This is a genomic window from Halopseudomonas maritima (genome assembly GCF_021545785.1).
Classification (GTDB): domain Bacteria; phylum Pseudomonadota; class Gammaproteobacteria; order Pseudomonadales; family Pseudomonadaceae; genus Halopseudomonas; species Halopseudomonas maritima.
The window spans coordinates 1,010,352-1,027,833 of record NZ_CP079801.1 but is presented as its reverse complement, the minus strand read 5'-3'; the positions used below and the strand labels follow the sequence as shown (position 1 = coordinate 1,027,833).

Annotated in this window: 15 protein-coding genes; 13 read left to right on the top strand and 2 right to left on the bottom strand. The window is 60.3% G+C overall.

The features are described from left to right. The first annotated feature begins 3 nt into the window (after positions 1-3). The 9 genes from murD to lpxC all read left to right on the top strand — a co-directional run bounded on the left by murD (position 4) and on the right by lpxC (position 10,341). Entirely contained in the window at positions 4-1,353 is a 1,350-nt protein-coding gene (gene murD / locus HV822_RS04760; protein ID WP_238872616.1) for a UDP-N-acetylmuramoyl-L-alanine--D-glutamate ligase, read from the top strand. After that, the gene (gene ftsW, locus HV822_RS04755) at positions 1,350-2,525 is read left to right on the top strand and encodes a putative lipid II flippase FtsW (protein ID WP_318035915.1); all 1,176 of its coding nucleotides are present in this window, start codon (positions 1,350-1,352) and stop codon (positions 2,523-2,525) included. The genes murD and ftsW overlap by 4 nt, the downstream gene beginning before the upstream one ends. Next, the gene (murG, locus tag HV822_RS04750; RefSeq protein ID WP_238872615.1) at positions 2,518-3,591 is read left to right on the top strand and encodes an undecaprenyldiphospho-muramoylpentapeptide beta-N-acetylglucosaminyltransferase; all 1,074 of its coding nucleotides are present in this window, start codon (positions 2,518-2,520) and stop codon (positions 3,589-3,591) included. Before ftsW ends, murG begins: the two co-directional genes overlap by 8 nt. Positions 3,592-3,625: 34 nt before the next feature. Next, entirely contained in the window at positions 3,626-5,032 is a 1,407-nt protein-coding gene (murC, locus tag HV822_RS04745; RefSeq protein ID WP_238873538.1) for a UDP-N-acetylmuramate--L-alanine ligase, read from the top strand. Continuing rightward, a complete protein-coding gene (locus HV822_RS04740; protein WP_238872614.1) occupies positions 5,032-5,949 on the top strand; it encodes a D-alanine--D-alanine ligase in 918 nt (305 codons plus the stop codon). Before murC ends, HV822_RS04740 begins: the two co-directional genes overlap by 1 nt. 10 nt (positions 5,950-5,959) lie before the next feature. Then, entirely contained in the window at positions 5,960-6,820 is an 861-nt protein-coding gene (locus HV822_RS04735; RefSeq protein ID WP_238872613.1) for a cell division protein FtsQ/DivIB, read from the top strand. Between the two features lie 9 nt (positions 6,821-6,829). Continuing rightward, complete coding sequence (gene ftsA / locus HV822_RS04730; protein ID WP_238872612.1) at positions 6,830-8,062, top strand: cell division protein FtsA; 1,233 nt, start codon at positions 6,830-6,832, stop codon at positions 8,060-8,062. Positions 8,063-8,155: 93 nt separating this feature from the next. Next, a complete protein-coding gene (gene ftsZ, locus HV822_RS04725) occupies positions 8,156-9,322 on the top strand; it encodes a cell division protein FtsZ (RefSeq protein ID WP_238872611.1) in 1,167 nt (388 codons plus the stop codon). Between the two features lie 107 nt (positions 9,323-9,429). Further along, positions 9,430-10,341, top strand: coding sequence for a UDP-3-O-acyl-N-acetylglucosamine deacetylase (gene lpxC / locus HV822_RS04720; protein ID WP_238872610.1), 912 nt, complete (start codon positions 9,430-9,432; stop codon positions 10,339-10,341). A gap of 162 nt (positions 10,342-10,503) precedes the next feature. Here the strand turns inward: lpxC and HV822_RS04715 are convergent, their stop codons facing one another. Further along, positions 10,504-10,956: a DUF721 domain-containing protein gene (locus HV822_RS04715; RefSeq protein WP_238872609.1), complete on the bottom strand. Its 453-nt coding sequence runs from the start codon at positions 10,954-10,956 to the stop codon at positions 10,504-10,506. A gap of 194 nt (positions 10,957-11,150) precedes the next feature. On the opposite strand from HV822_RS04715, the gene HV822_RS04710 reads away from it, so the two are divergent. The 3 genes from HV822_RS04710 (at position 11,151) to argJ (ending at position 16,314) form a co-directional block, all read left to right on the top strand. Beyond that, the gene (locus tag HV822_RS04710; RefSeq protein WP_238872608.1) at positions 11,151-11,990 is read left to right on the top strand and encodes a M23 family metallopeptidase; all 840 of its coding nucleotides are present in this window, start codon (positions 11,151-11,153) and stop codon (positions 11,988-11,990) included. Between the two features lie 238 nt (positions 11,991-12,228). Then, positions 12,229-14,961 (top strand): preprotein translocase subunit SecA, encoded by a 2,733-nt coding sequence (secA, locus tag HV822_RS04705; protein ID WP_238872607.1) that lies wholly within the window; start codon positions 12,229-12,231, stop codon positions 14,959-14,961. A gap of 135 nt (positions 14,962-15,096) precedes the next feature. Then, a complete protein-coding gene (argJ, locus tag HV822_RS04700) occupies positions 15,097-16,314 on the top strand; it encodes a bifunctional glutamate N-acetyltransferase/amino-acid acetyltransferase ArgJ (RefSeq protein ID WP_238872606.1) in 1,218 nt (405 codons plus the stop codon). Positions 16,315-16,359: 45 nt separating this feature from the next. Here the strand turns inward: argJ and HV822_RS04695 are convergent, their stop codons facing one another. Beyond that, the gene (locus tag HV822_RS04695; protein ID WP_238872605.1) at positions 16,360-16,884 is read right to left on the bottom strand and encodes a GspH/FimT family pseudopilin; all 525 of its coding nucleotides are present in this window, start codon (positions 16,882-16,884) and stop codon (positions 16,360-16,362) included. 138 nt (positions 16,885-17,022) lie between these two features. Here HV822_RS04695 and HV822_RS04690 point away from each other — a divergent pair, with 138 nt between their 5' ends. Further along, on the top strand, positions 17,023-17,475 hold the full coding sequence (locus HV822_RS04690; protein ID WP_238872604.1) for a GspH/FimT family pseudopilin: 453 nt from the start codon (positions 17,023-17,025) through the stop codon (positions 17,473-17,475). Positions 17,476-17,482 lie beyond the last annotated feature (7 nt).

Here is a 17,482-nt window from a genome sequence, read left to right as displayed (position 1 = left end):
GGCGTGTCACTGATTACCACGGACAAGCAACGGATCATCGTCGGGCTCGGCAGCAGCGGGCTCTCGGTCGCCCGTTATCTGGCGGGCCAGGGCCTGTCCTTTGCCGTGGCCGACACCCGTGAGAATCCGCCCGGGCTGGAGAAACTGAAGCGTTTCGCCCCCATGGCCGATCTGTATCTGGGCGAGCTGGATGAAGCGCTGCTGTGCGCTGCCGATGAGCTGATCGTCAGCCCCGGCGTAGCACTGGCAACCCCCGCGCTGCAGGCTGCGGCCAAGGCGGGCGTCAGCATCGTGGGTGACATTGAGCTGTTCGCCCGTGCGGCCAAGGCGCCGATTGTGGCGATCACCGGCTCCAACGCCAAAAGTACCGTCACCACGTTGGTCGGTGAGATGGCTGCGGCGGCCGGCGTCAAGGTGGCGGTGGGCGGCAACCTGGGTACACCCGCGCTGGACCTGCTGGATGAGCAGCCGGAGTTGTACGTGCTGGAGCTGTCGAGCTTTCAGCTGGAGACCACCCAGAACCTGAACGCGCTGGTGGCGACGGTGCTGAATATCAGCGAAGACCACATGGATCGCTACGCCAGCCTGGCTACTTACCACCTTGCCAAACACCGCATTTTCCGCGGTGCGCAGCATGTGGTGGTGAACCGCGATGATGCGCTATCGCGTCCGCTGGTAGCCGATGACCTGCCGCGCCTCACCTTTGGGCTGTCCCGCCCCGACTTCAAAGGCTTTGGTTTGATCGAACAGGATGGTGAAAGCTGGCTGGCCCATGAATTTACCCCCCTTATGCCAACCCGTGAGCTGAAAATGCGCGGCGCGCACAATCAGTCCAACGCCCTGGCTGCGTTGGCGTTGGGGCTGTCAGCCGGCCTGCCGATGCCAGCCATGCTGGAAACCCTGCGCAACTTTACCGGCCTGCCGCACCGCTGTCAGTGGGTTGGTAGCCATCAGGACGTGTCTTACTTCGACGACTCCAAGGCCACCAATGTGGGCGCTGCCCTGGCGGCGATCAATGGTTTTGCTGCAGACATGACCGGCAAGCTGGTACTGATCGCTGGTGGCGATGGCAAGGGCGCCGACTTCGCGCCGCTGCAGGCGCCCGTCGCGGCGCACTGCCGGGCGGTGGTGCTGCTTGGCCGCGATGCTGGCCGTCTGAGTGCTGCGCTGGGTGATGCGGTGGTCCAGCACCGCGTCGCCTCCATTGAGGAAGCGGTCAGCATCGCAGCTGAGGTGGCCGAGCCGGGCGATCTGGTATTGCTGTCACCGGCCTGCGCCAGCCTGGATATGTTCCGCAACTTTGAAGAGCGTGGTCGGCTGTTTGCCGAGGCGGTCGGGAGGCTGGGCGCATGAACCTGTCTCTCAACCTGCGTGAAGTCGCCGCGCCGCTGATTGGCGCACGGCGTTTTGATATGGATATGCCGCTGTTGGTTGGCGCCTTTGGCTTGCTGGCACTGGGCCTGATCATGGTGACATCGGCATCGATGGAAGTGGCGGCCGGGCGCCTCGGCAGCCCGTTGTATTACATGAATCGCCAGATCGTTTATCTGCTGATTGGCCTGGTGGCGCTGGCTGCGACGCTGTCGGTGCCGGTCGCGGTGTGGGAGCGTTTCCGCTTTCTGTTGCTGTTTATGGGCTTTGCCCTGCTGGTGGCGGTGTTGATTCCCGGCATCGGCCGCGAGGTCAATGGTAGCTGGCGCTGGATTGGCGTTGGTCCGATCAACATTCAGCCCTCCGAGCTGGCCAAACTCTTTGCCGTGGTCTTCCTGGCCGGTTATCTGGTGCATCGACAGGACGAGGTCAAAGAGGCCTGGTTCGGCTTTATCAAGCCCTTCATGGTACTGGGCCCAATGGCCTGCCTGCTGATTGTCGAGCCCGACTTTGGTGCCACCGTGGTGCTGCTGGGTGCGGCTACCGGCATGCTGTTTTTGGGCGGCGTTGGCTTGTTCCGCTTCCTGCTGCTGTTTGGCTCGCTCGGCGCGCTGGCGGCGCTGGCCGTGTGGGCGGAGCCCTACCGTTTGCAGCGTCTGACAGGCTTTCTCGACCCTTGGCAGGACCCGTACGGCACCGGTTATCAGCTGACTCAGGCGTTGATCGCCTTTGGGCGGGGCGAGTGGTTTGGCGTGGGACTGGGCAACAGTATCCAGAAGCAGTTCTACCTGCCTGAAGCGCACACCGACTTTGTGTTTGCCGTGATGGCCGAAGAGCTGGGCATGATCGGTGCGCTGGCGGCCTTTGCCCTGCTGATCTTTGTGGCCGTGCGTGGCCTGTACGTTGGTCTGGCTGCCGAGCGCGAGGGCATGCTGTTTCATGCCTATCTGGCTTACGGTCTGGCGATCATGTGGTGCGGGCAGATTCTGATTAACGTGGGGGTCAACATCGGCCTGTTACCAACCAAGGGGCTAACGCTGCCGTTCCTCAGTTATGGCGGTAGCTCGCTGGTGGTGTGTTGCATCTGCCTTGGTTTGTTACTGCGCATCGACTGGGAACGCCGTCAACCGCGTCAGGAGGCCAGCAATGAGTAATAAGGTACTGGTAATGGCTGGTGGCACCGGCGGACACGTATTTCCGGCATTGGCGTGCGCCCGGCTGCTCAAGGAGCAGGGCTATGAGGTGCATTGGCTGGGTACCCGCCGCGGCATCGAAGTGGACCTGGTTCCCCAGGCTGGCTTCCCGATCCATTACATCGACATTCAGGGGCTGCGCGGCAAGGGCAAGCTGGACCTGCTGAAGGCGCCGTTCCGTATCCTGCGCGCGCTGGGGCAGTCGCTAAAGCTACTCAAGCAGTTGCAGCCGATCTGCGTACTGGGTGCCGGCGGCTACGTCACCGGACCGGGCGGTCTGGCAGCCTGGTTGCGTCGTATCCCGCTGGTGATCCACGAACAGAACGCGGTGGTCGGCACCGCCAACCGTCTGCTGGCACGTCTGGCCAAACGCCGCTGTGAAGGGTTTGCCGGCAGCTTTGCCGAAGGCGCAGACCGCCGCAGCACCGGTAACCCGGTGCGCGACGATATCTTTGCCACCCCGGCGATGAGCTGGGATGGCAGTCGTCCGCTTCGTCTGTTGGTGTTGGGCGGCAGCCTCGGCGCGATGCCGCTGAACAAGCTGGTGCCGGCAGCCCTGGCGGCAATCGAGCCGGCGCAGCGGCCGCAGGTGGTGCATCAGTGTGGCAAGCAGCACTTGTTGCTGGCTCGAGAAGCCTACGACCAGGCCGGCGTGCGTGCAGAAGTGGAAGCCTTTATCGCCGACATGGCGGGTGCCTATGCCTGGGCTGACCTGGTGATCTGCCGCGCTGGCGCGCTGACCGTTTGCGAGCTGGCTGCAGCTGGTCGGCCCTCGCTGCTGATTCCGCTGCCGCACGCCATCGACGATCACCAGACAGCCAACGCTCGTTACCTGGCTGACCGTGGTGCTGCCGTGCTGATGCCGCAAAAAGAACTTGATGCCGAGCAATTGGCTAACACCTTGATGACTTATATGAACAACCCGGAGCAGCTGCAGCAAATGGCCCAACGAGCCCGAGAGCAAGCCACCCCCAACGCGACCGCCGATGTGGTCCGCGCCTGCATGGAGGTCGCCCGTGAGCACTAACAAGCGTACTCAGGCCACTTTTACCCTGCCGGAAATGCGCCGCATCCGCCGTATCCACTTTGTCGGTATTGGTGGGGTGGGCATGTGCGGCATTGCCGAAGTATTGCTGAACCTTGGGTATCAGGTTTCCGGCTCCGACCTCAAGCGCTCGGCTGTCACCGAACGCCTGGAGTCCTTTGGCGCACGGGTGGATATTGGCCACCGCGCCGAGAACTTGCAGCAGGCCGATGTGTTGGTGGTCTCCAGTGCCATCAATCCGCAAAACCCGGAAGTTGCCGCCGCTATCGAGCAGCGTATTCCGGTCGTGCCACGTGCCGAGATGCTGGCCGAGCTGATGCGTTATCGCCACGGCATCGCCGTTGCCGGTACCCACGGCAAAACCACCACCACCAGTCTGATCGCCTCTGTGCTGGCGGCTGATGGCATGAGCCCGACCTTCGTGATTGGCGGCAAACTGACCGCTGCCGGTACCAACGCCCAGCTGGGCGAAAGCCGCTATCTGGTGGCCGAGGCCGATGAGAGCGACGCGTCTTTCCTGCACTTGCAGCCGATGGTGGCGATCGTCACCAACATCGACGCCGATCACATGGAGACCTACGAAGGTGACTTCAGCAAGCTAAAGCGCACCTTCGTCGAGTTTTTGCACAACCTGCCGTTCTACGGACTGGCAGTGCTGTGCATCGACGATCCGGTGGTGCGCGAGATTTTGCCGCAGATTAATCGTCAGGTAATTACCTACGGACAATCCGAGGATGCCGACATCCGTGCCGTCGACATCCACCAGCGCGGCATGCAGACCTTTTTCACCGTGCTGCGTGAGGGACGCGAGCCACTCCAGGTATCGGTCAATATGCCGGGTGTGCATAACGTGCTGAACTCGCTGGCCACCATCGCGGTAGCGACCGACGAGGGTGTGTCTGATCGCGCCATCGTCGATGGCCTGGCAGGGTTCCAGGGCGTCGGTCGCCGTTTCCAGGTGCAGGGCAATTACACCTGGGGTGAAGGCGAAATCATGCTGGTAGACGATTACGGCCACCATCCGCGTGAGGTGGCAGCGGTAATCAAGGCCGTGCGCGCCGGCTGGCCAGAGCGGCGCCTGGTCATGCTCTATCAGCCGCACCGTTACAGCCGTACCCGTGATCTCTATGAAGATTTTGTACAGGTGCTGGGCGAGGCCAATGCGCTGCTGCTGATGGAAGTCTATCCCGCCGGCGAAGAGCCGGTGACGGGCGCAGACAGTAAGCATCTGTGTCGCAGTATTCGTCAGCGCGGTCAGCTGGACCCCATCTACGTCGAGCGCGATGCCGACGTCATGCCGCTGCTCCAAGCGGTGCTGCAACCGGGCGACATCCTGCTGACCCAGGGTGCCGGCGATATTGGTGGGCTGTCGGTGCAGTTGGCGGACGCCCTGGCAACGCGGTCACGGGAGGGGCAAGCCTGATGGTCGACGCATCTGTATTCGGGCGGGTAGCGGTGCTGTTCGGCGGTAGCTCTGCCGAGCGCGCGGTGTCCCTCAAATCCGGCGCTGCCGTGCTTGAAGCGCTGCAGAGTGCTGGTGTCGATGCCTACGGCATCGACGCTGGCCCGCAACTGGCTGAACAGCTTTTGAACGAGCGGCCGGATCGGGTGTTTATCGCCCTGCACGGACGCGGCGGTGAGGACGGCAGCCTGCAAGGGCTGCTCGAGAGTCTGCACATCCCTTACACCGGCAGTGGCGTCATGGCCTCGGCCATCGGCATGGACAAGCTGCGCACCAAGCAGATCTGGCAGAGCCTTGGCTTGCCGACGCCGGCTTACGCCATGTTGCAGGACGCCGGCCAGTGTGCCGAGATTGTAGAGCGCCTCGGTGCGCCGCTGATTATCAAGCCGCTGCATGAAGGCTCCAGCATTGGCATGGCCAAAGCCGACAGCCTGCAGCAGCTGCAGGACGCGTGGCAGGCTGCGCTCGCCTACGACAGCGAGGCGCTGGTCGAGCAATGGGTACACGGCGCCGAGTTCACGGTGGCGATTCTTGACGGTCAGGCCTTGCCGCCGATTCGTCTGCACACGCCGCACACCTTTTACGACTACGAAGCCAAGTATCAGGCCAACGACACCCAATACCTGTGCCCCTGCGGGCTGCCGGCAGAGCAGGAGGCGCAGCTAAAGGCGTTGAGCCTGCGCGCCTTCCAGGCCGTCGGCTGCAAGGGCTGGGGGCGGGTGGATGTGATGCAGGATGAGCAGGGCAATTTTTACCTGCTGGAGGTCAATACCGTTCCCGGCATGACCGACCACAGCCTCGTGCCCATGGCCGCCAAGGCCACCGGCATGAGTTTTAGCGATCTGGTTCTGGCCATCTTGGCCGGCACCCTCAACTAACGGACAACCAATGCAGGCTATTCGCGATACTCGCAGTGCTCCACCGCCGCCCCGCCGCAAGGCAGGCAGTCGTGGCGCCGTGCGCGTACAGCCAGCGCAGCCCCGGCAGATGCCGCGCCTGCGCTTGCCGACCGCAGGCCTGCAGGGTGTTGGACGGCGCTTGCAGCAGCTGCTGTGGCCTTTGTTGCTGGTCGCGCTGGGGATGGGGCTCTACGAGCTGGGTAGCCGCCTGATGCCGCTGGCTGATCGCCCGATTGCGCTGATCAGCGTTGAGGGAGACCTGCAGTACATCGACGGTGATGCCGTGCAGGCAGTAATCGAGCCCTATCTGCAGGAGAGCTTTCTGGTCATCGATCTGGATGGCTTGCACGCGGACCTGCAGGCCATGCCCTGGGTAGCGCAGGCCTCGGTGCGTCGCGTTTGGCCGGACCGTCTGGTGATTCAGCTGGATGAACAGTTGCCGGTCGCGCGTTGGGGTAGCAGTGCACTACTGAATAACGAAGGCAAGGCATTCATGCCGCAGAATATTGGCAACTTCAGCGAGCTGCCCCGCCTCAGCGGGCCTGAGCGCGCCAAGCGCAAGGTGATGCGTCAGTACCAGCAGTTCAGCGGTCTGTTGCGCCCGCAGGGCATGGTGGTCAGCAGCCTTGAATTGCGTGATCGCGGTAGCTGGTTCCTGACCACCGAGGACGGCATGCAGCTACTGCTCGGTCGCGACAATCTGGTGGAAAAAATGCAGCGGTTCATGACGATCGAGCAGCTGATGCTGTCCGATCGTCGTGAACTGATCGCGCGGGTAGATCTGCGCTACAGCAACGGTATGGCCGTGGCCTGGCGAGAAGCCGCCACGGCGGAAACAGCGGGGGAGTAACGGGAGATTATGGCAAGCAAGCAGGGCAGCAGAATGATTGTGGGCCTGGATATCGGCACCTCCAAGGTCGTCGCGCTGGTTGGTGAAATCGGCACGGACGGCGAGCTGGAGATTGTCGGCATCGGCTCGCATCCCTCGCGCGGACTCAAGAAGGGAGTGGTCGTCAACATCGAGTCGACCGTGCAGTCGATTCAGCGTGCCATCGAGGAGGCCGAGCTGATGGCCGGCTGCCAGATTCACTCGGTGTACGCCGGTATTGCCGGTAACCACATCCGTAGCCTCAACTCCAACGGCATCGTGGCGATTCGCGATCGTGAGGTGGTCCAGGCCGATATCGAGCGGGTACTGGACGCCGGCCAGGCGGTTGCCATTCCGGCGGACCAGAAGGTGCTGCACATCCTGCCGCAGGAATACGTCATTGATAACCAGGAGGGCGTACGCGAGCCCCTGGGCATGTCGGGCGTGCGGCTGGAGGCCAAGGTGCATCTGGTGACCTGCGCGCTGAACGCCGTGCAGAACATCGAGAAGTGTATCCGCCGTTGCGGGCTGGAAGTCGAGGACGTGATTCTCGAGCAGCTGGCCTCTGCCTACGCGGTACTGACCGAGGACGAGAAAGAGCTGGGCGTCTGCCTGGTCGATGTTGGCGGCGGTACGACCGATATCGCGATTTTCACCGAGGGTTCGATTCGCCACACAGCGGTGATTCCGATTGCTGGTGATCAGGTCACCAACGACATCGCCATGGCGCTGCGTACCCCAACCCAGTACGCCGAAGAAATCAAGATTCGCTATGCCTGCGCGCTGGCCAAGCTGGCCGGCCCGGAAGAGACCATCAAGGTGCCGAGCGTGGGTGAGCGCCCACCGCGTGACCTGTCGCGCCAGGCGCTGGCCGAGGTGGTAGAGCCGCGCTACGACGAGCTGTTCACGTTGATTCAGGCAGAGCTGCGCCGTTCCGGCTTCGAGGACATGATCCCGGCGGGCATCGTGCTAACCGGCGGCACAGCCAAGATGGAAGGCGCCATCGAGTTGGCCGAAGAGATTTTCCATATGCCGGTTCGCCTTGGCATGCCCCAGGAGTTCAAGGGGCTGACCGATGTGGTCCGCAACCCGATTTATGCCACCGGTGTTGGCCTGCTGCATTACGGCATCAAGCATCACGGTGAGCAAAGCTCTCAACCCGCTGACAGTAACAAGGCGTCGGTGGTCGAGCGTATGAAGAAGTGGTTCCAGGGCAACTTCTAGTTTGGTTGCCCACAGCAAACAGACCCGCCAAAGCGGGCAAGACGCAGTAAACGAAACGACAACGAAACGAAAAGTATTTCAAGGAGAAAGGCCATGTTCGAACTGATCGATAACGTTCCGCAGAACGCAGTAATCAAAGTGGTCGGCGTTGGCGGTGGCGGCGGTAACGCCCTGCAGCACATGGTGGTCAACAATGTCGAAGGCGTTGACTTCATTTGTGCCAACACTGATGCCCAGGCACTGAAAAACGTCAGCGCGCGCACCGTGCTGCAGCTGGGCTCCGGCGTCACCAAGGGCCTGGGCGCTGGCGCCAACCCGCTGATCGGCCGTGAAGCAGCTATCGAGGATCGCGAGCGTATTGCTGAAGTGCTGCAGGGCTCTGACATGGTGTTCATCACCGCCGGCATGGGCGGTGGTACCGGCACCGGTGCTGCGCCGATCGTCGCTGAAGTGGCGCGCGAAATGGGTATCCTGACCGTTGCTGTGGTCACCAAGCCCTTCCCGTTCGAAGGCCGCAAGCGCCTGCAGGTGGCGGAAGAGGGTATCCGTGAGCTGAGCCAGCATGTTGACTCGCTGATCACTATCCCGAACGAAAAACTGCTGACCGTGCTGGGCAAAGACGCCAGTCTGCTGGCTGCCTTCAGCAAGGCGAACGACGTACTGCTTGGCGCCGTACAGGGTATCGCTGACCTGATCATGCGCCCGGGTATGATTAACGTCGACTTCGCCGACGTGAAAACCGTCATGAGCGAAATGGGCATGGCAATGATGGGTACTGGTCACGCCAGCGGCCCGAACCGTGCGCGTGAAGCGGCCGAAGCAGCTATTCGCAGCCCGCTGCTTGAAGACGTCAACCTGATGGGTGCCCGCGGTATTCTGGTTAACATCACTGCCGGCCCTGACCTGTCACTGGGCGAGTTCTCCGAAGTGGGCAGCACCGTTGAGGAGTTTGCTTCCGAGTCCGCGACTGTTGTGGTGGGTACCGTTATCGACCCAGAACTGCGCGACGAGCTGCGTGTTACCGTGGTTGCTACTGGTCTGGGTGCCCGTGAAAAACCGGTCAAGGTCGTCGACAATACCGCTGCGGCGGCGCCGGTTGCGCGTCAGCCTGAGGCCGGTACGCCGAACTACCGTGACCTGGATCGCCCTACCGTAATGCGTAACCAGCCGTCCGGCAGTGCAGCCGCGCGTCTGAGCCAGCCGGCGGACGATCTCGATTACCTGGATATTCCGGCCTTCCTGCGTCGTCAGGCTGATTAATTCGGTTAATCGAAGGCATAGGGTCAATTGGTATTCATCAAAAGCGGTCTTTGTTATGATGCACGCCAATTTATCGAGGGTTTTTCGCAACCAGAGCGGAAGCAAACATGATCAGACAACGCACACTGAAGAACGTCATCCGGGCAACCGGTGTAGGTCTGCATTCGGGTGAGAAGGTATACCTCACCCTCAAGCCGGCGCCGATTGACACGGGTATCATGTTCCGTCGCGTGGATCTCGACCCCGTGGTCGAGATCCCGGGCAAAGCCTTGTGCGTCGGCGAGACGACCATGTCCACCACCCTCGTTCACGAGGGCGTTAAGGTGGATACGGTTGAACACCTGATGTCTGCCATGGCTGGTCTGGGTATCGATAACGCCTATGTCGAGCTGAGTGCGCCGGAAGTTCCGATCATGGACGGTAGCGCCGGTCCCTTCGTGTTCCTGATCCAGTCGGCAGGTATTGCCGAGCAGGACGCAGCCAAGCAGTTCATCCGCATCAAGCGGGAAGTAACTGTCGAAGAGGACGGCAAAACCGCCACCTTTGTGCCGTTTGAGGGTTTCAAGGTCAGTCTGGGTATCGACTTCGACCATCCGGTATTCCGGGGTCGCAGTCAGTATGCGAGCGTCGATTTCTCAAGCACCTCTTTCGTCAAGGAAGTCAGCCGGGCGCGTACCTTTGGCTTTATGCGTGATATCGAGTACCTGCGTTCGCAGAACCTGGCGCTCGGTGGCAGTGTCGATAACGCTATTGTGGTTGATGAGTACCGTGTGCTTAACGAAGACGGCCTGCGCTACGAAGACGAGTTTGTGCGCCACAAGATTCTGGACGCCATCGGCGACCTCTACCTGCTGGGCAAAAGTCTGGTTGGTGAGTTCCGTGGCTACAAGTCAGGTCATGGGCTGAACAACAAGCTGCTGCGAGCGTTGCTGGCCACCCCTGATGCCTGGGAGGTGGTGACCTTTGATGACGCCGGTACTGCGCCGATTTCCTTTATGCGCCCGGCAACCGCTGTATGAGGGCCTGAGCCCACACTTTTCTCGTTTCGTTGTACTTTTTGCGGCCACCCTCGGGTGGCCGTTTTCTTTTGCGCGGTCTGCTGACTTAAGCGTTGCCTGTTGTTTCAGTGTGAGGTGCTGCTCAGCAATGGTCGCTGCGCAAGCCGTACAGCCTGCGCTGCCCTAGTTGCCCCGGTGGTGGCGAGCAAGGCGCTGAAGCGCTGCCTTGAGAGCGGGGTCGTCCATGTGCTCGGCGGTTTCCTGCAAGCTGCTGGAGGCGACCTGGGAACGCGGCATTTTGCGAACGGGTGGTGCTTTTTTGACCAGTGGTGGTTGTACCCGGCAGTGGATTTTCGTTAAGGTGGCGAATTCGTTGAACGCCTGTAACTGTCGAATCAGTCTTTTTTGCTGATAACGCAGTCGGGTAGCCCATTGGCTGCTGCTGACCACCAAGCGCAGTATGCCTCCTTCCAGGGCTGCCACATGGCAGTGCGCGCGCGCTGCTGGCTCAAGTCTCGATTCAAACAGGGCCTGCAGGCGTTCGATCTGACGTGATTTTTCCAGCAGCGCCTTAAGGGTACTGCTGGTACGTAACAGGTCGGTTGGTCGACGTGCATCCAGTGGACGGAATGCCATAGGGGTGGGTGCCAGCCAGGGAGTGATTGAGCGGTCATGCTACCAGAACCGCCGCCAAGAATGTGTGGGGTTGCTATTTGAATATTATTATTTTGACCGGGCGCCACGGCGCGTCGCGGACAGTTACGCTAGGGGCGCCGTGGGTGGTAGCGGGCATCAGCCTTTTGTTGGCGTTACCGCTCGTCGCCTCACTTGTGACCTGGCAACTGCTTGGCGGTTCCGCAGAGGACGCCTCGGCAGATGTTGCGGCAGTGCCGGCATGGCAGGAAGCGTTGCAGGATTACGAAGTTGATCCTCTGCTGGAGGACGACGGTACTCAGGCGCAGATCGAGCGTATGAGTCAGCAGCTTGCCCGCCTGCAAATGCGCTTGACCCGTCTGGATGCACTGGGTGAGCGCCTGACCGAGCTCGGTGAGTTTAGCGACGGCGAGTTCGACTTCGGCGCCGAGGCGGATTTCAGCCTCAACTCGGAGCTGGAGCCCGGTATGGGTGGGCCTGAGCTACGCGACGATGACCTGAGCTACAACGCCCCGGACCTGCAAAGCTTGATCGATCAGTTGTCCGCACGGGTCGACGATCGCACGCAGCAGCTGCAGCTGCTGGAAGACCTGATGGTCAGCCGTCAGACCGATGTGGCTGCGGCGCTGGACTTTGTTCCGGTTTCTGCCGGGCACATCTCATCCGGCTTCGGGCGCCGGACCGACCCTATCACCGGTCGTTTCTCTATGCACAGTGGTCTGGATTTCGCTGCTCCGCGTGGCACGCCGATTCATGCGGTTGGTGCTGGCGTCGTTACCTTCTCTGGTCGTAATGGCGCCTACGGCAACATGGTAGAAATCAGTCACGGTAATGGCCTGAAAACCCGGTACGCCCATGCTTCCGTACTCAAGGTAAGCAAAGGCGATCTGGTGCAGAAAGGTCAGGAAATCGCCGCTGTTGGCAGTACCGGTCGCTCGACCGGCGCGCACCTGCATCTGGAAGTGTATCGCAATGGTATGGCTGTAAACCCGGCCCGCTACCTGGCGTTGAAATAGCCTCCTACCGTCCCCATCAAGTAAATACTGAGTTCTTCCGCTCGCCCAGAGGGTAGGCCGAATGACTCAGTGCTTACTTGTCTTCACCCGGCCTTCGTCTGTGCTGTTGTGACAAAGGCCGCGCCGGTCGCGCGGTTTAATGTGCGGCAGAAATCAGAGTAGAATGCCTTTTTTCAGTGCTGGTCCGGGCTGCACAGGACTGGGCTCGCCAACCCTTACATGGATATTTAAGCCGATTATGTTTGCGCCGTTAGTCAGAAAGCTGTTGGGAAGCAAGAACGATCGTGAATTGAAGCGCATGGGCAAGGTGGTTGTCGCCATCAATGCTCTGGAGGAGAGCTTGAATGCACTGAGCGACGAACAGTTAACGGCGAAAACGGCAGAGTTCAAACAGCGCCTGGCCGATGGCGCGACACTCGACCAATTGCTGCCCGAGGCGTTCGCGGTGGTTCGCGAAGCCAGTAAGCGGGTAATGGGCATGCGCCATTTCGACGTCCAGTTGATTGGTGGCATGACCTTGCACGAAGGCAAGATCGCCGAGATGAAAACCGGTGAGGGTAAAACCCTGGTGGCTACCTTGCCGGTTTACCTCAATGCGCTGGCCGGTAAGGGTGTACACGTAGTCACCGTCAACGATTACTTGGCCAGTCGTGACGCTAACACCATGCGCCCGCTCTATGAGTTTCTGGGCATGAGTGTTGGCGTCGTCGTACCTCAGCAGGACCCACAGCAAAAGCGCGCCGCCTACCAGTGCGATATCACCTACGGCACCAATAACGAGTTGGGCTTTGATTACCTGCGCGACAATATGGCGTTCCGACTGGAAGACAAGTTTCAGCGCGAGCCCTATTTTGCCGTGGTCGATGAAGTTGACTCGATTCTGATCGACGAAGCCCGTACGCCCTTGATCATTTCCGGTCCGGCTGAAGACAGCTCTCAGCTGTATGCGGCCATCAACAAGCTGATTCCCCAGCTCAAGCGCGGCCAGGCTGCTGAAGAGGCTGTTGAGGCGGTCGATGGCCATTACCTGATCGACGAGAAGGCGCGTCAGGTTGAGCTAACCGAAAGCGGCCACCAGTTTATCGAAGACCTGCTGGTGCGCGAGAAACTGCTGAATGAGGGCGACAGCCTTTACGCCGCGCAAAATCTCGGTCTGCTGCATCACGTCAACTCCGCGCTGCGGGCCCATACCCTGTTCCATCGCAACGTCGAATACATCGTGCAGAACAACCAGGTGTTGCTGGTCGACGAGCACACCGGGCGCACCATGCCGGGGCGTCGTCTGTCCGAGGGCCTGCACCAGGCCATTGAGGCGAAGGAAGGGTTGCAGATCCAGGCCGAGAGCCAGACGCTGGCGTCCACCACCTTCCAGAACTACTTCCGCCTGTATCAGAAGCTGGCCGGCATGACCGGTACAGCGGATACGGAGGCCTTCGAGTTTCGGCAGATCTATGGCCTGGACGTGCTGGTCATCCCGACTAACAAGCCGATGGTGCGCAAGGATTACAACGATCTGGTCTATCTCAGCATCGAAGAGAAGTTTGCTGCGATTGTTACCGACATCAAGCACTGCATGGAGCAAGGGCGCCCGGTGCTGGTAGGTACCGCCTCAATCGAATCCTCCGAGGTTGTGGCACAGTTGCTGAACCGCGAAAAAGTGCCGCACAAGGTGCTGAACGCAAAATTCCACGAGAAAGAAGCCGAAATTGTGGCTCAGGCCGGTCGGCCTGGCGCGGTGACCATTGCTACCAACATGGCCGGTCGTGGTACTGACATTATCCTCGGTGGTAATTGGGAGGCCGAGGTGGCTGCCCTGGAGAACCCCACAGAGCAGCAAGTCGCGCAAATCAAAGATGAGTGGCAGCTTCGTCACCAGCAGGTGCTGGAAGCCGGCGGCCTGCACATCATCGCCTGCGAACGTCACGAATCCCGCCGTATCGATAACCAGCTGCGTGGCCGTGCCGGTCGTCAGGGCGACCCGGGCTCCAGCCGCTTCTACCTGTCGCTGGAAGATAACCTGATGCGTATCTTTGCCTCTGACCGGGTGAAGAACTTCATGAAAGCCCTGGGCATGGAGAAGGGCGAGGCCATCGAGCACCGCATGGTCACCAACGCCATTGAGAAGGCGCAGCGCAAAGTTGAGGGGCGCAACTTCGACATCCGGAAGCAATTGCTGGAATACGACGACGTTGCGAACGAACAGCGTAAGGTGATTTACGGCCAGCGTAATTCCATTTTGGCCAGCGAGACGGTCGAGGAAACCATTGCTGCCATCCGCCAGGACGTGGTGACCGACATGGTCGCCATGCACATGCCAGCTGGCAGTCTGCCCGAGCAGTGGGATATCGACGGCCTTGAGAAGGCCCTGGCTGGCGAGCTGGGTCTGCAGCTTCCTGTTCAACAATGGCTGGATGAAGACGAGAGGCTGCAAGAGCAGGGCGTCGCTGAGCGCGTTCTGGACGCGTTGGTTTCAGCCTACCGCGAGAAGGAAGAACTGGCTGGTGCTGGGGCACTGCGTACTTTCGAGAAGCAGATGCTGCTGCGGGTGCTGGATGATCTCTGGAAAGAGCATTTGGCGACCATGGATCACTTGCGCCAGGGTATTCATCTGCGTGGCTATGCGCAGAAGAACCCCAAGCAGGAATACAAGCGCGAAGCCTTTAACCTGTTCCAGGAATTGCTGGAGACGCTCAAGCGCGACACCATTCGTGTTCTGAGCCATGTGCAGGTGCGTCGTGAGGATCCGGCGGAGGAAGAGGCGCGTTTGCGTCGCCAGGCCGAGGAAATGCAGCGCCGCATGCAGTTCAAGCACGAAGAGGTCAATGCTGTTGCTGCCGAAAGCGAGGCAGCACAAGAGCCGCAGCAAGCCGCCGCACCGCAAACCCGCGAAGGGCCAAAGGTGGGCCGAAATGATCCGTGCCCCTGTGGCTCCGGCAAGAAGTACAAGCACTGTCACGGACAGATTAGCTAAGCCTGAAAAGCAGCTGTAAGCTTCAAGCGGCAAGCTACAAGTTAAACCCTTTTAACCCTCGGCTTTATAGTCGGGGGAATCTGTTTGCTTTTGAAGCTTGAATCTTCTCTCTCCCTCTTTTTTGGAGCGTTAAATATGCCTGTTGGTCTCGGCCCGTTACCTGCGTTGCACCCTGTCTCTGGTTTTCGTTTGGGTATCGCCTCCGCTGGCATCAAGCGTGTTGGTCGCAAGGATGTAGTGGTCATGGAGGCTGCGCCGGGCTCCAGCATTGCTGGCGTGTTTACCCGCAATGCCTTTTGTGCTGCGCCCGTCACCCTGTGCCGCCAGCGACTGGCAGGTTCGCCCCAGTACCTGCTGGTCAATACCGGTAATGCCAACGCCGGCACCGGCAAGCCAGGTATGCAGGCGGCTGAGCGCACCTGTGAGGCGCTGGCCGAGAAGGTCGGGTGTGAAGCAGCCCAAGTGCTGCCGTTCAGCACGGGTGTGATTGGCGAGCTGTTGCCTGCCGACAAAGTGATCGCAGCGTTGCCGGCCGCCCTGGCCGACTTGGCTGAAGATAACTGGGCGCACGCCGCGGAAGGCATCATGACCACCGATACCCAACCCAAGGGTTGCAGTCGGCGTATTGAGATTGCTGGCCAGGTCATCACGATCACTGGTATTTCCAAGGGCGCTGGTATGATTCGCCCGAATATGGCGACCATGCTGGGCTATATCGCGACCGATGCGCCGGTAGCGCAGCCGCTACTGCAAGCGTTGCTGCATGAGGCCGCCAACCTGTCGTTCAACCGCATTACCATTGATGGCGACACCAGCACTAATGACTCCTGCATGCTGGTTGCTACCGGTAAGGCGGATATCCCGCTGATCGATAGCCCCGATGCCCAGGGCTACGAGGAGCTGGCAACCGCCATCAAGGATGTGATGCTGACACTGGCGCAGGCTATTGTGCGTGACGGTGAAGGGGCGACCAAGTTCGTAACCATTCGGGTCAACGGTGGCGCCAACAACGATGAGTGTTTGGACGTCGCTTATGCAGTGGCGCACTCCCCGCTGATCAAAACCGCGCTGTTTGCCTCTGACCCGAACTGGGGGCGCATCCTGGCCGCGGTTGGCTATGCTGGCGTACCTGATCTGGATGTCGAGAAAATCGACGTTTATCTGGATGACGTCTGCATTACCCGTCAGGGTGGTCGTGCGGCCGAGTACGAAGAGTCTCAGGGCGCCCGCGTGATGGCGCAGCCAGAAATCACCATTCGCATCGAGCTGGGTCGCGGCGAGGTCAATGAAACCTTGTGGACGACCGATCTCTCCCACGAGTACGTGCGGATTAACGCCGAGTACCGGACCTGAGGTGCTGAGGCGCGGACCTTTCTGTCGGACAGGTCTGCGCTTTGCTCATGGCGTGGCTGCGCACTGCCGTGCGTCAAATTGACGAGATTCTGTGCGCAGGCGCCCGACACGATTGATGATCAGCTGTCGGCCGTGCTGTGCCAAATCTGGCGGGCAAAGCCGAAAGCTGCCGGCCAGAAAGCCACCGTACACCCGCTCCGACTCGCCCAGCGCGTTGTAGCGCAGGTAGCTTTGCAGTTGACCGCTGGCGGCGACGCTAGACAGCAATGCCGCCTGATTTTCCAGCAACAGAACGTCACCGGCGCCAAGTGCAAGGTTGTTATCCCGGTCGACAAACACCTGCCAGCCGCTGTTCCAGTCCCCCGCCATCGGCAACATCACCACCGGCTCGTTGCGCTCGATAGCCTCGTTCCGCGTAAACCGAATGCTGCGCTCCAGCGCGTCCTGCGCGCTGTCCAGGCGATGCTGGTCAATCAGGCTGCTCAACGACGGCATGCCAATACTCACTAAAATGCCCAGCAAGGCCACGGCGACCAGCAGTTCGGTCAGCGTAAATCCATTCCGTTTCATTGCCCCTCCTGGGCTTTTTGCGTTTCAACTTGCTTGCCTTTGACCTGTCGTCGTGACCTGGTGACCGGTCATCGCGTGGTGCGCGACCTTGCGCAGATGTCTTTTTATAGTGCATGCAGTACTAGGAGGATTCTTTGAATGAGAAGTGTGAAAGGCTTCACTCTGATTGAGTTAATGGTGGCGCTTGTGATTCTTGCGATTGGGCTTTCGCTTGGTTCTATTGCTTTCACCGGGTCTTTGGAGAGAACGCGGGCAGACTCGGATGCTAATGAGCTGTTGCATGTATTGAGTTGGGCTAGGCTGCAAGCGATCAATAGTAGCTCGACAGTGACCATCTCTGCATTGACCGATGATAACTGGGCGCAGGATATTTCGGTTGAGCTGAATGGCCAGGTTATTAGAAGTCTTCCTGGATTTCGAAACGGTGCGGTGGTTGCCGCTACAGGCGATGTGGATGAGGTCGCGTTTGACGCGCTCGGCGGATTGGGTAGTCCGGCCAATGCTGTAACCTTCACATACACCCTTGGTGAGCAGACGCGAACTGTGTTGTTGTGTCCTACCGGGCGTGCTCAGGCTGGGGGGGCTTGCTAATGAAGTC

Coding starts and splice junctions, on each gene's coding strand:
- ftsW (WP_318035915.1), top strand. CDS start 1,350: ATGAACCTGTCTCTCAACCTGCGTGAAGTCGCCGCGCCGCTGATTGGC.
- murG (WP_238872615.1), top strand. CDS start 2,518: ATGAGTAATAAGGTACTGGTAATGGCTGGTGGCACCGGCGGACACGTA.
- murC (WP_238873538.1), top strand. CDS start 3,626: ATGCGCCGCATCCGCCGTATCCACTTTGTCGGTATTGGTGGGGTGGGC.
- HV822_RS04740 (WP_238872614.1), top strand. CDS start 5,032: ATGGTCGACGCATCTGTATTCGGGCGGGTAGCGGTGCTGTTCGGCGGT.
- HV822_RS04735 (WP_238872613.1), top strand. CDS start 5,960: ATGCAGGCTATTCGCGATACTCGCAGTGCTCCACCGCCGCCCCGCCGC.
- ftsA (WP_238872612.1), top strand. CDS start 6,830: ATGGCAAGCAAGCAGGGCAGCAGAATGATTGTGGGCCTGGATATCGGC.
- ftsZ (WP_238872611.1), top strand. CDS start 8,156: ATGTTCGAACTGATCGATAACGTTCCGCAGAACGCAGTAATCAAAGTG.
- lpxC (WP_238872610.1), top strand. CDS start 9,430: ATGATCAGACAACGCACACTGAAGAACGTCATCCGGGCAACCGGTGTA.
- HV822_RS04715 (WP_238872609.1), bottom strand. CDS start 10,956: ATGGCATTCCGTCCACTGGATGCACGTCGACCAACCGACCTGTTACGT.
- secA (WP_238872607.1), top strand. CDS start 12,229: ATGTTTGCGCCGTTAGTCAGAAAGCTGTTGGGAAGCAAGAACGATCGT.
- argJ (WP_238872606.1), top strand. CDS start 15,097: ATGCCTGTTGGTCTCGGCCCGTTACCTGCGTTGCACCCTGTCTCTGGT.
- HV822_RS04695 (WP_238872605.1), bottom strand. CDS start 16,884: ATGAAACGGAATGGATTTACGCTGACCGAACTGCTGGTCGCCGTGGCC.
- HV822_RS04690 (WP_238872604.1), top strand. CDS start 17,023: ATGAGAAGTGTGAAAGGCTTCACTCTGATTGAGTTAATGGTGGCGCTT.